The sequence below is a fragment of the Streptomyces niveiscabiei genome (genome assembly GCF_033794345.1).
Classification (GTDB): domain Bacteria; phylum Actinomycetota; class Actinomycetes; order Streptomycetales; family Streptomycetaceae; genus Streptomyces; species Streptomyces niveiscabiei.
Map to the genome: position 1 here is coordinate 100,347 of NZ_JARAYJ010000027.1, position 12,973 is coordinate 113,319.

Annotated in this window: 9 protein-coding genes; 4 read left to right on the forward strand and 5 right to left on the reverse strand. The window is 71.2% G+C overall.

Features of this window, described 5'->3' with window-relative positions; all coding sequences use genetic code 11:
* Positions 1 to 13: 13 nt before the first annotated feature.
* Positions 14 to 994, forward strand: a complete 981-nt coding sequence (galE, locus tag PV682_RS30595) for a UDP-glucose 4-epimerase GalE (protein ID WP_319735006.1) — start codon at positions 14 to 16, stop codon at positions 992 to 994.
* A gap of 91 nt (positions 995 to 1,085) precedes the next feature.
* Here galE and PV682_RS30600 read toward each other — a convergent pair whose 3' ends face one another.
* Together PV682_RS30600 and PV682_RS30605 are read right to left on the reverse strand one after the other, a co-directional pair.
* Positions 1,086 to 1,730, reverse strand: coding sequence for a response regulator transcription factor (locus PV682_RS30600; RefSeq protein ID WP_319735007.1), 645 nt, complete (start codon positions 1,728 to 1,730; stop codon positions 1,086 to 1,088).
* Positions 1,731 to 2,157: 427 nt separating this feature from the next.
* Entirely contained in the window at positions 2,158 to 2,781 is a 624-nt protein-coding gene (locus PV682_RS30605) for a TetR/AcrR family transcriptional regulator (RefSeq protein WP_319735008.1), read from the reverse strand.
* A gap of 493 nt (positions 2,782 to 3,274) precedes the next feature.
* Here PV682_RS30605 and PV682_RS30610 point away from each other — a divergent pair, with 493 nt between their 5' ends.
* Together PV682_RS30610 and PV682_RS30615 are read left to right on the forward strand one after the other, a co-directional pair.
* Complete coding sequence (locus tag PV682_RS30610; RefSeq protein WP_319735009.1) at positions 3,275 to 4,192, forward strand: ABC transporter permease; 918 nt, start codon at positions 3,275 to 3,277, stop codon at positions 4,190 to 4,192.
* A complete protein-coding gene (locus PV682_RS30615; RefSeq protein WP_319735010.1) occupies positions 4,185 to 4,982 on the forward strand; it encodes an ABC transporter ATP-binding protein in 798 nt (265 codons plus the stop codon). Before PV682_RS30610 ends, PV682_RS30615 begins: the two co-directional genes overlap by 8 nt.
* Positions 4,983 to 5,069: 87 nt before the next feature.
* On the opposite strand, the gene PV682_RS30620 is transcribed toward PV682_RS30615, so the two are convergent.
* The 3 genes from PV682_RS30620 to PV682_RS30630 all read right to left on the reverse strand — a co-directional run bounded on the left by PV682_RS30620 (position 5,070) and on the right by PV682_RS30630 (position 12,005).
* Entirely contained in the window at positions 5,070 to 10,019 is a 4,950-nt protein-coding gene (locus PV682_RS30620; protein WP_319735011.1) for an NAD-glutamate dehydrogenase, read from the reverse strand.
* A 734-nt stretch (positions 10,020 to 10,753) separates the two neighbouring features.
* A complete protein-coding gene (locus PV682_RS30625) occupies positions 10,754 to 11,419 on the reverse strand; it encodes an HAD family hydrolase (RefSeq protein WP_319735012.1) in 666 nt (221 codons plus the stop codon).
* 70 nt (positions 11,420 to 11,489) lie between these two features.
* Complete coding sequence (locus tag PV682_RS30630; protein ID WP_319735013.1) at positions 11,490 to 12,005, reverse strand: DUF6912 family protein; 516 nt, start codon at positions 12,003 to 12,005, stop codon at positions 11,490 to 11,492.
* A 304-nt stretch (positions 12,006 to 12,309) separates the two neighbouring features.
* Between PV682_RS30630 and PV682_RS30635 the strand changes: the two genes are divergently transcribed.
* Positions 12,310 to 12,894, forward strand: a complete 585-nt coding sequence (locus PV682_RS30635; protein ID WP_319735014.1) for an Rv3235 family protein — start codon at positions 12,310 to 12,312, stop codon at positions 12,892 to 12,894.
* Positions 12,895 to 12,973 lie beyond the last annotated feature (79 nt).

Genomic DNA, 12,973 nt, shown 5'->3' on the forward strand with positions numbered 1-12,973 from the left:
GGGAAGGCCGTACATGACGTGGCTGATCACGGGGGGCGCCGGGTACATCGGGGCGCATGTCGTGCGGGCGATGACCGAGGCGGGCGAGCGGGTCGTGGTGTACGACGACCTGTCGTCGGGCATCGCCGGGCGGATCCCGGCGGAGGTGCCGCTGGTGGAGGGGTCGACGCTGGACGCGCGGCGGCTGGCGGGGACGATCGCCGGGCACGGGGTGACGGGCGTGGTGCATCTGGCGGCGAAGAAGCAGGTCGGCGAGTCGGTGGAGCGCCCGCTGCACTACTACCGGGAGAACGTGGAAGGGCTGCGCGTCCTGCTGGAGGAGGTCACGAAGGCGGGCGTCGCGTCGTTCGTGTTCTCCTCGTCGGCGGCCGTGTACGGGATGCCGGACGTGGACCTGGTCACCGAGGAGACGCCGTGCCTGCCGATGTCGCCCTATGGGGAGACGAAGCTGGCGGGCGAGTGGCTGGTGAACGCGACCGCGCGGGCCACAGGGCTGTCGACGGCGTCCCTGCGCTACTTCAACGTCGCCGGCGCCGCCGCTCCCGCCCTCGCCGACGTCGGCGTGTCCAACCTCGTCCCCATGGTCTTCGAGCGCCTCACGGCCGGTGAGGCTCCGCGCGTCTTCGGCGCCGACTACCCGACGCCGGACGGCACGTGCGTGCGGGACTACATCCACGTCGTCGACCTCGCCGACGCCCACGTCACGACGGCCCGCGCACTGCGGGCGTCCCCCGGGCGCACCCTGACCCTCAACATCGGCCGGGGCGAAGGCGTGTCCGTACGCGAGATGATCGACCGCATCACCGCCGTCACCGGCCACGACCTCCCCCCGACCATCGAGCCCCGCCGCGCCGGCGACCCCCCGAGCGTGGTCGCCTCCGCCGAACGGATCGCCTCCGAGCTGGGCTGGAAGGCGAAGCACGACGTCCAGGACATGATCACGTCCGCGTGGGAGGGCTGGGTACGGCTGCACCCGGAGGCGGCGCGCGGGTGAGACCTCGCTCCCCGAGGGCGGGCGGTGAAGGGGGTAGGAAAACGGTAGGGCGGCAGATGCGGCCGTGCCCCGAGTGCCGCCCGCCGTGCCCTCACGTGTTGTTCAAGTACGCCAGCACCGCCAGCACCCGGCGATGTCCGCTGTCGCTCTGCGGCAGGCCCAGTTTCAGGAACACGTTCCCGATGTGCTTGCTCACCGCGCGTTCGGTGACGACCAGTGTGCGTGCGATGGTCGTGTTGTCCCGGCCCTCCGCCATCAGCTGGAGGACCTCGCGCTCGCGCGGGGTCAGCTGGTCCAGGGGGGAGTCTCGGCGGCGGGTCATCAGCTCGGTGATGACCTCGGGGTCCAGGGCGGTGCCGCCGGCGGCGACCCGGTCCAGCGCGTCGAGGAACTGGTCGACGCGGCCCACCCGGTCCTTGAGGAGGTAGCCGACGCCGCTCGCGCCCCCGCCGAGGAGCTCGGCGGCGTACGACTCCTCGACGTACTGCGAGAGCACCAGGACCGGCAGCCCGGGGATCTTCTCGCGGGCCTGGAGCGCGGCCACGAGGCCCTCGTCGCGGAAGTTCGGCGGCATGCGGACGTCGAGCACGGCGGCGTCCGGCCGGTGCTCCAGCAGCGCGGGCAGAATCTCGGGCCCGCTCCCGGCGACCGCGACGACCTCGTGCCCGGCGGACGCCAGCAACAGGACCATGCCCTCTCGGAGCAGCGCGTTGTCCTCGGCGATCACGACTCTCACGCGGCCACGCACCTCACCGCGGACACGCTCCGCCCGGCACCCACGCCCTGCATGACGACCACGTCTCTCACAGCGCCCGCACTCGGCATGACCCCCACGCGCCCGAGAGCACCCGCGCCCCGCACAACCCCTACGCGCCCGACAGCCCCCGCGCCCCGCACAACCGACACGCACCCCACAGCCCCCGCCCTCCGCACGGCCGACACGCACCCCCCAACACCCGCACCCCACATGCCAGTCAGAGCCCCCTCAGCAGCCACCCCCCGCACTCCGCCCACCGCCCTCCCCTCACCCACGACCCCCTCCGCAGACCCGCCCCTCACCCCGGTCGCGAACCCCGCAGCACCCCCTGCCCTCCCGGCGCCCACGCCCCGCGCACCACCCCTCACAGCGCCCTCAACCCCGCCACCGTCGCCCGCGCCACCCCTCACAGCGCCCTCAACCCCGCAGCCGTCGCCCGCGCCAGCTCCGCCGGATACTTCTTGTCCACGCCCTGCCGGACCACCAGCGCCCGCCAGTACATCGGCCCCGACACCAGGTCCAGCGCCAGTTCGTCGTCGAAGGTGCGGCCGATCTCCCCGCGCTCCATCGCCGCCAGCAGGATCTTGTTCGCGACGCTCTCCTGCCCGTCCCGCAGCGCCTTCTGCACGGCCTCGGCGATCTCCGCGTTGCGCGCGGACTCCGCCTGGAGGTCGGGGACGATCTGCGAGACGACGGGGTGGCGCAGCGCGCGGGACATGAACTCGTACAGGAGCCGCAGGTCGCCCTCCAGGCTCCCGGTGTCCGGCACGGGCAGCCCCTGCACCGCGACGGCCGAGACGATCTCCAGGACCAGGTGCAGCTTCGACTTCCAGCGCCGGTACACCGCCGTCTTGCCGACCCCGGCGCGCCGCGCGATGCCCTCGATCGACATGCGCGCGTAGCCGACGGACGCCAGCTCCTCGAAGACGGCCGCCCTGATGGCCTCCGTCACGTCCTCACGGAGCACCGCGGCCCCTGCCGGCGCCCTACGGCGCGTACGCGCTCCGGCACCCTCGGCGTTCGTCGTCATGCGCCCCAGCATAGGGCGTCGCGACGATACGGTCCCGTCCCCACGCTGATCGTCACGACGAAACCGTACCGTCGCAACGCCGCCACCCCATCGACGCCGCACCACATCCACACCCCCACCCCATCGACGCGGCCCGCATCCGCACCGCCCCGCGTCAACCCCACCACCCCTTCCCCGCAACGCCCAAGCAACGCCCCAGCAACACCCAGGCCAACACCCGACAACGCCCGCCCGAACCCCGCCACAGCCCGCCAACTCCCCGCGACCCTACCGCCCCACCCCACCCCCGACGCCACGACGATACGGTTGCGTTCCGACGCCCGCACGCCCTACGCTCGCGTTGCGACGATACGGTTCCGTCCCGTCGTAAGGAAACACCAAGAGAACCGTAAGAAAACGCGGCCCTCGGGACGTTCCCCCAGCGTGGACGGCGACAGTGAACGAACCCCGCGCCCGGATCGCGCACCCCCACCCCCGAAAGAAAGCAGCGGATGTGAGCCAGGCACTCGACACACCGCCCCGGACCGCCCCCACCCCGCCCCAGGACCTCAGGGCGCTGGCCGAGCGCCACGGGCTGTCGGTGAGCGGGGCGCGGCCGTCGCTGCCGCAGTACGTCCGTGACCTGTGGGCGCGCCGGCACTTCATCACCGCGTTCGCCACGGCGAAGCTGACCGCGCAGTACAGCCAGGCGAAGCTGGGCCAGGTCTGGCAGGTGATGACGCCCCTGCTGAACGCGGCCGTGTACTACCTGATCTTCGGCGTGCTGATGGGCACGAAGAAGGGCGTGCCGGACTACATCCCGTTCCTGGTGACGGGCGTGTTCGTGTGGACGTTCACGCAGAGCTCGATCCTGGCGGGCACCCGCGCGATCTCCGGCAACCTGGGCCTGGTGCGGGCCCTGCACTTCCCGCGCGCCGCGCTGCCCGTGTCGTTCTGCCTCCAGCAACTCCAGCAGCTGCTGTTCTCGATGGCGGCGCTCGTGCTGATCCTGCTGGCGGTGGGGGTGCCGCCGGCCCTGTCGTGGTTCCTGGTGATCCCGGCGCTGGCGCTCCAGTTCGTGTTCAACACGGGCGTCTCGATGGTCATGGCGAGGCTGGGCGCGAAGACGCCGGACATCGCGCAGCTCATGCCGTTCGTGCTGCGCACCTGGATGTACGTCTCGGGCGTCATGTGGAGCATCGACCAGCTGGTCAGGAAGCACCACGACTGGCCCTCCTGGGTCGGCCACGTCCTCCAGGCCAACCCGGCCTCCGTCTACATCGACCTGATGCGCTACGCGCTGATCGACAGCTTCCACTCCAGCCAGCTCCCCCCGCACGTGTGGGCTCTGGCCCTGGGCTGGGCACTCGTCGCGGGCGTCGGCGGTTTCATCTACTTCTGGAAGGCTGAGGAGACGTACGGCCGTGGCTGACAACACCCCGAACCCCGCCCCCACCGTCGTGGCCGACGGCGTCGACATCGTCTACCGCGTCAACGGCACCGGCAGCCGAGGCTCCGCGACGGCCGCCCTGAACCGCATCCTGCGCCGCAAGAAGGCGGAGAAGGCGGCCGGCACCCGCCTCGTCCACGCCGTCAAGAACGTCTCCTTCGTCGCCTACAAGGGCGAGGCCATCGGCCTCATCGGCACGAACGGCTCCGGCAAGTCCACACTGCTCAAGGCGGTCGCCGGCCTCCTCCCGGTGGAGAACGGCAAGATCTACACGGACGGCCAGCCCTCCCTCCTCGGCGTCAACGCGGCCCTCATGGGCGACCTCACCGGCGAGCGCAACGTCTACCTCGGCGGCCTCGCGATGGGCATGTCCCGCGAGCAGATCAAGGACCGCTACCAGGAGATCGTCGACTTCTCCGGCATCAACGAGAAGGGCGACTTCATCTCGCTCCCCATGCGCACGTACTCCTCCGGCATGGGCTCCCGCCTGCGCTTCTCCATCGCCGCCGCCAAGGACCACGACGTCCTCCTGATCGACGAGGCCCTCGCGACCGGCGACGCGAAGTTCCAGCGCCGCTCCGAGGAACGCATCCGCGAGATGCGCCGCCACGCCGGCACGGTGTTCCTGGTCAGCCACAACAACAAGTCGATCCGGGACACCTGCGAACGGGTGCTGTGGCTGGAGCGGGGCGAGCTGCGGATGGACGGGCCGACGGAAGAGGTCATGAAGGAGTACGAGGAGTTCACGAGCGGCAAGAAGAAGGCGGCGTGAGCGGATAATACGACCGCAACCCCACCCTCTACGCACACAAGGGCGCCCCCAGCCAACCCAGCTGGGGGCGCCCTCATCCACGTACCCCTACGAATGCGTACGCAGCATCGACCGCATCGTCCGCATCGCCACCGACAGATTCGCCAGGTCGAACGAGTCCGACCCCCGGATCTCGTCCAGCGTCACCCGAGCCCGCCCCAGCAGCGCCGCGTTCTTCTCCTCCCACGCCTTGAACCGCTGCTCAGGCGTGGACGTCCCGTTCCCGACGGCCAGCACGTCGGACGTCAGGGACGCGTGAGCGGCGTACAGGTCCTCCCGGATGGACGCACGGGCCATCGACTGCCACCGGTCCGCGCGCGGCAACTCGATGATCCGGTCCATGAGCTGCGTGATGCGCAGCCGGTCGGCGAGGTCGTAGTACACGTCGGCGACGTCGAGCGGGTCCTTCCCGGCGCGGTCCGCGATGGACACGATGTCCAGCGTCGGGAACGCGGACGAGAACCCGGCGACCCGGGTCGCGCACTCGTCCGGCACCCCCGCCCCCGTCAGCTCGTCGTGGATCTGCTGGTACCACTCCAGATCGGCCCCCCGCAGCAGCTTGGGCAGCTGGGACCAGACCAGCTCCACCCGGTCGGCGAAGAACTCGACCGTCTCGGCGAGCTGGAGCGGCTGCGGCCGGTTGTTGAGCAGCCACCGCGTCCCGCGCTCGACGAGCCGCCGCGAGTGCAGCCGGATCCGGGTGAGGACGTCGGCCCGGACCCGGTTGTCGAGGGACTCGACCGCGTCCCACACCCCCGCCGACCGGAAGATCGTCCGCGCGGCGGTCTGCGCGCGCACGATCTCCTCCAGCGAGGCCCCCGTCTCCTCGCGCAGCCGGTGCAGATAGGTCGTCCCGCCGGTGTTGACGGTGTCGTTGACCAGCACGGTCGTGGTGATCTCGCGCCGCAGCGGGTGGCTGTCGATCTGCTCGGCGAACTTCTCGCGCAGCGCGCTCGGGAAGTACGCGTGCAGCAGCCCGCGCAGGTAGGGGTCGTCGGGGAGCGAGGTGTGGAGCAGCTCGTCCGAGACGGTGATCTTCGTGTACGCGAGGAGTACGGCGGTCTCGGGCCCGGTGAGCCCCTGCCCGGCGGCGAGCCGTTCGCGGATCTGCCGGTCGGTCGGCAGGAACTCCAGCGCCCGGTCGAGGTGCTTCTCGCGGACGAGGTGCTTCATGAACCGCTGCTGCGCGTGGAGCATGTCGCCGGACTGGGTGAGCGCGTTGGCGAGCGCGGTGTTCTGCGCGTAGTTGTTGCGCAGGACGAGGTGGCCGACCTCGTCGGTCATCTCGGCGAGGATCTTGTTGCGCTGCTTGACGGTCATGTCGCCCTCGGTGACGAGCCCGTTGAGCAGGATCTTGATGTTGACCTCGTGGTCGGAGGTGTCGACCCCGGCGCTGTTGTCGATCGCGTCCGTGTTGATCTTCCCGCCGGCCAGCGCGAACTCGATGCGCCCGAGCTGGGTGAGCCCGAGGTTGCCGCCCTCGCCGACGACCTTGACGCGCAGGTCGGCGCCGTCGACGCGGATGGCGTCGTTGCCCTTGTCGCCGACGTCGGCCTGGGACTCGGCGGCGGACTTGACGTACGTCCCGATGCCGCCGTTCCACAGCAGGTCGACCGGCGCCTTGAGGATCGCCTTCATCAGGTCGGCCGGCGTCACCTTGCCGACGCCCGCCTCGATGCCGAGGGCCTCGCGGATGTGCCCGTTGAGCTGGATGGCCTTGGCGCTGCGCGGGAAGATCCCGCCCCCGGGGGAGATCAGGTCGACGTTGTAGTCGCCCCAGCTGGAGCGGGGCAGCTCGAACAGCCGGCGCCGCTCGGCGTAGCCGGTGGCCGCGTCCGGGTTCGGGTCGATGAAGATGTGCCGGTGGTCGAAGGCGGCCACCAGCCGGATGTGCTCGGACAGCAGCATCCCGTTGCCGAACACGTCCCCGGACATGTCGCCGATCCCGACGACCGTGAAGTCCTCGGTCTGCGTGTCGACGCCCAGCTCCCTGAAGTGCCGTTTCACCGACTCCCAGGCGCCGCGCGCGGTGATCCCCATGCCCTTGTGGTCGTACCCGGCGGACCCGCCGGACGCGAAGGCGTCCCCGAGCCAGAAGTCGTACGACTCGGCGACCTCGTTGGCGATGTCGGAGAAGGTCGCCGTGCCCTTGTCGGCGGCGACGACGAGGTACGTGTCGTCCTCGTCGTGCCGGACGACGTCGCGCGGCGGCACGACCTCTCCGCCCGCGAGGTTGTCGGTGATGTCGAGCAGCGCCGAGATGAACGTCCTGTAGCTGGCGACGCCCTCCGCGAGCCACGCGTCCCGGTCCACGTTCGGGTCGGGCAGCTGCTTGGCGACGAACCCGCCCTTCGCGCCGACCGGCACGATCACGGTGTTCTTCACCATCTGCGCCTTGACCAGCCCGAGGATCTCGGTCCGGAAGTCCTCGCGCCGGTCCGACCAGCGCAGCCCGCCGCGCGCGACCTTCCCGAACCGCAGGTGGACGCCCTCGACGCGCGGCGAGTACACCCAGATCTCGAACGCCGGTCGCGGCGCGGGCAGATCGGGGATGGCCTGCGGGTCGAACTTCATCGACACGTACGCGTGCGGGGTGCCGTCGGCGGTGGTCTGGAAGAAGTTGGTGCGCAGGGTCGCCTTGATGACGGTCAGGAACGAGCGCAGGATGCGGTCCTCGTCGAGCGAGGCGACCTGGTCGAGCGCGGCGTCCAGCTCTTCGAGCAGCGCGTCGACGATCTCGCGCCCGGCGCTCTGCCGCTCCGGCGCCATGCGCGCCTCGAAGAGGGAGACCAGCAGCCGGGTGGTGTGGACGTTCGTGCGGAGGGTGTCCTCCATGTAGTCCTGACTGAACGTGGACCCGGCCTGGCGCAGGTACTTGGCGTACGCGCGCAGCACCATCGCCTGCCGCCAGGTCAGCCCGGCGCCGAGCACCAGCGCGTTGAAGCCGTCGTTCTCGGCGGCGCCGGTCCAGGTCGCGGCGAACGCCTCCTGGAACCGCTCGCGCCCGTCGTCGCCCAACTGCTCGACGCTGCCCGGGACGCGGAGCCCGAAGTCGTAGATCCATGAGGACGAGGACCGGTCGGCGTTGCGCAGTTCGTAGGGCCGCTCGTCGACGACCTCGACACCGAGGCGGTTCAGCACCGGCAGCACGGCCGAGAGGGAGACCGGCTCGCCGTTGCGGTAGATCTTGAAACGGCGCTCGTCGGGCGCCGCGCCGACGGGCTCGTACAGGCTGAGCTCGAAGTCCTGCTGCTCGCCGAGCTGTTCGAGGTGGACGAGGTCGGCGACGGCCGCGCGCGGCGTGTGGTCGGCCTTGTAGCCCTCGGGGAACGCGGTGCCGTAGCGGCGCAGCAGTTCGGCGGCGCGCTCCTCGCCGCACTCGGCGGTCAGCGCCTCAGCGAACGCGTCCGCCCAGGACCGGGCTGCCTCGACGAGCCGCGCCTCGATGCGGTCCTTGTCGGCGTCGGAGAGCTGCGGCAGCTCGGTGCCCTGCGGGACGCGGATCACGAAGTGCAGCCGGGACAGGATGGATTCGGTGTTCCAGGCGGTGAAGTCGACGTTGATGCCGCCGAGTTCCTCGCGCAGGATGTCGATGATCCGCAGCCGTACGCCCGTTGTGTACCGGTCGCGCGGGAGGTAGACCAGCGCGGAGTAGTAGCGGCCGTACTCGTCCTGGCGCAGGTAGAGCCGCAGCCGCCGGCGTTCCTGGAGGTAGAGCACGCTGGTGACGATCGTCCGCAGCTCGTCCACCGGGATCTGGAACAGCTCGTCGCGCGGGTACGTCTCCATGATCTGGAGGAGGTCGCGGCCGTCGTGGCTGTTGCGGGAGAACCCGGCGCCGGTCAGCACCTCGTCGACCTTGCGGCGGATCACGGGCACCCGCAGCACGGACTCGGTGTACGCGGCCGACGAGAACAGGCCGAGGAAGCGCCGCTCGCCGACGACGTTGCCGTCCGCGTCGAACTTCTTCACGCCGACGTAGTCCAGGTACGACGGCCGGTGCACGGTCGCCCGGCTGTTGGCCTTGGTCAGCACCAGGAGCTTGTGCTCGCGGGCCTTGGCGCGCGCGTCCGCCGGGAGCCGCTCGAAGGAGGGGCTGACCGGGTGGGACTCGTCGGTGTCGTGGTGCGGGTCGGAGCGCAGGATGCCGAGGCCGGTACCGGGTACGGCGGTCAGCGAGTCGTCCTCGCGCAGCTCGTACTCGCGGAAGCCCAGGAACGTGAAGTGGTCGGCGGCCAGCCAGCGCAGCAGCTCGCGGGCCTCCTCGACCTCCGGCGAGGGCAGGTCGCCCGGCACGGACTCGGCGGGCAGCTCGTCGGCGATCCTGAGCGCCGCCTCGCGCATCTTCTCCCAGTCCTCGACGGCCTCCCGGACGTCCGACAGGACGCGCAGCAGGTCAGCGGTGATCTGCTTCAGGTCGGCGCGGTCGGTCTCGCGGTCGACCTCGACGTGGATCCAGGACTCGACGTGCGCGTCGTGCGGCAGGCCGTCGGCCGAGGGCAGGATCTCGATCAGCTTGCCGGTCACGTCGCGGCGGACGACGACCTGGGGGTGGATGACGAGGTGGATGCCGCGCGACTGGCGGGACAGCTCGTTGGTGACCGAGTCGACCAGGAACGGCATGTCGTCGGTGACGACCTCGACGACCGAGTGGCTGCACGTCCAGCCGTTCTCCTCGACGGTCGGGGTGTGCACGCGGACGTTCGCCGTGCCCTGGGGGCGGTTCTCGGCCAGCCGGAAGTGCGAGTGGGCGGCGCCGAAGACGTCGACCGGGTCGCGGTCGCCGAGGTCCTCCGGGGCCGTGTGGAGGTAGTACCGCTGAAGGAAGGAGAGAACGGTGTCGTGGTCCGGGGGTGAGACGTCCGCCCCGGGGGGACCGCCCGCGGTGCCCTCCGCGGTCGTCCCGGTCGGTAGGTGCCCCCCGGCCGGGCTGTTCTCAGCGACCCGCGCCGCCCTTTCGAGCAGCTCGGCCTTGGCTTCGTCCAGCTTGGTCTGCATGGTCCTCTGGCTCCTGTCGCGCGCCGTTGCGTGACGTAGAAGGAAGTTCGGTCTCTTCCCCCGGCACGGGACGCCTCGACGCGGGGTGTCCGGTCTGCTTCGACGCTATGCCGCGGGGGGAGACGGACGAGGAGATTTGTGCCCCCCGGAGGTGTGACGCCGCTCTCGGCGCCGCCGTCCGGGGTGGGTACGACGTCCACGAAACCGTCGGTTCTCCGCCTCGCCCGTGAAGATCGGCGACCGCCGCCCGGTGCCGGATGCGATCCGTGCCGACCGGGCGCAGGGCAGGGGAAAACGCACCCCCGCGAGATATCGCGCTGATCACGGGACCAGGCTATCGCTCCTCACCGGGGGCCCGTCATGAGCCGTATGTGTACAAAACAGAGCACTGATCTTCGACACCCTGCACAGGGAGCCCACGAAATGCCCCCCATGCTCCCCCGGTCCGCCCCCTTCCCCCCGGCGCGCCACCCTGTGCAACGGGGCTTCGGGGGTGGCCTTTCCTACTGTCCTCTCACCTTCGCCGGAGCGCCTTGCCGGTCTGGAGTGCCGCCTACCCCTACCAGCGGCTCCGCGAGGAGGGGTACGACGTCGACATCGCCGCCCCCAGCCGCAAGCCGCCGCGCTTCGGCCCGCCGGCCTCGCCTCCTACGCGACCCTGGTCGTCCCCGCAGGAGGCGTGCCGTACGAGGCGTGCCCGTGCGAAGTTCCCCGCCCCGTCCCCTCCATCCGCCCTACGCCACCATCCGCTCGGCCGTCTCCACCGCCTCCGCCAGCGAGTCCACCACCGGCACGCCGACCTCCTCAAGGCTGGTGCGGCTGTGGGAGCCCCCGGTGTAGAGGACGGCGAGGGCGCCGACGTGCCGCGCGGCGAGGGCGTCGTCGGACGCGTCTCCGATGACGACCGTGCGCCGGGGGTCGACCTCGCCGAGCGCCTTCAGGTGCCGCACCATGTGCTCGGCCTTGCTCCCGCCCGACGGCCCCACCCGCCCCTCGACCCGGACGAAGTGCGCCTCGATCCCGAACCCCCGGACGAGGGGGACGAGTTCGTCGTGCTCGTACAGGCTCAGGATGGACTGGCTGCGCCCGGCGCTCCCCCACCGCCCGAGCAGCTCGGCCACGCCCGAGGTGAGCGAACACCGCCCGCTGTGCTCGGCGTAGTACCGGTGGAAGAGGAGGTCCATCACCTCCCACTCGGCCTCGGTGGGCAACCGCCCCATCAACCGCTCGTAGAACTTCGGCACGGGAACCGTGTACAGCTCCCGGTACCGCTCCATCGTGATCGGCGCCAGCCCCACTTCGGCGAACGCCGCGTTCGTCGCCCCGATCACCGCCTCGTTGTCGTGGAACAGGGTCCCGTTCCAGTCCCAGACGATGTGCGCCCCAGCCGTCTTCCCCATGCCCCCCAACGTACCCGGCCCCACTGACAACCCCACCCCGGGACCGCAACACCGCAGGTCAGGCGGGGATTCACCCCCCGAGCCCCACCAGCCCCGGGATCTCCTGCGTCGCGAACCACAGCAGCTCGTGGTCCTCGGCGCCGTCCACCACGAACTGCGCGTCGTCGTCACCGCCGTCCGCCGCGGCGAGCGCCGAGGCCGCCGCGGTGATGTCGGCCTCCGCGTCGGACGCGTCGACATGGACGGCCGCGGCCTTGGCCAGCGGTACGACGCCGGAGACGCGGACCTCGCCCAGCGCGGCGGGGTCCAGAGCCCGGTCGGGGTCGGCGACGGCACGCCCGTCGGGAACGTCCACGGCGACGACGACCCGGCGTCGCGGGGCGTCGGGGTCGGCGGCGAGCCGGCGCAGGGACGCGAGCGCCGCACGGCTGAGCGCGGCGTACTCCAGCTCCTCGATGTCGTCCGACAGGTACCACTCGCGCAACGCGGGCGTCACGGCGTACGCGATCAGCGACCCGCTCCCCAGTTCCCCCGTCTTGTACGACTCGGCGAGCCCGGGAAGGGTCAGGGGGACGTAGACGCGCATGGACGGCCGCTTTCCTGCTCGGAGACTCCGCTGTGATTCCCCCCGAGGATACGTGCGCGGGTCCCCTTTCGAGTCCCCCCGCAGCGGGGCGAACCCGTCAACGCCACGAAAAAACCAGCTCATCGCACCCCTGCGTGACCAGCACTCCCGCACCTCCGCTCACCCATAACGGTTGACTTTCCCCTCTCGCCGCCCCACTTTCCTCCCTCCTTGCCACCCCTCGATCACTCCCCGTAAAAGATCCACAACAGAAAGCTACCGACCGGTACGCGACCACTGCCGCACCGGGAACCAGGGGAGAACCATGCGCAAGGTCATGACGAGGAACCAGAACCGCCCGCAGCCCACCAGCACCGCCCCGGCCACCGCCCTCACGACACCCGGCACCCCCGGAGGCCGCCCACCCGGCACCCCCGCCATCCGCACCGCACCCCCCGCGGGCCGCCCCCCGGGCAGCGGCCCCGCCTCCCGCACCCGCCCCGCGGACAACCGTCCCCCCACCACCCGAACCCCCACGGCCCGGGTCCCCGCCCAGACCCCCCGCAGGCCGATCGCCCCACCCCAGCCCCACCCCGCGGACCTCTTCGCGGAACGCCTCCTGGCCGTCCTCACCGGCCGCCACCCCGTCCACGCCATGCTCCGCCACACCCTCGGCGAGGCCTACGACGACCTGGCCCGCCTCGCGGAACACGGCCCCCTGCGCACGGCCCGAGGCACCACCCCCGTCCTGCGCGACCTCGGCTACGAACTCCCCCGCCCCGGCGCGATCGAGGCCTTCGCCCGCATCTCCACCGGCCCCCGCCTCCGCGCCATGGCCTTCCGCCTGGAACTCGGCATGGACCGCCGCTGGCGCTGCACAGCGGTAGAACTGGACGCCGGAAACCCCTGACCAGCCCCCGCCCCCACCAAAGCCGAAGGGCCGGACACCCGAGGTGTCCAGCCCTTCACCAACCCACTCAGCCCGCCCG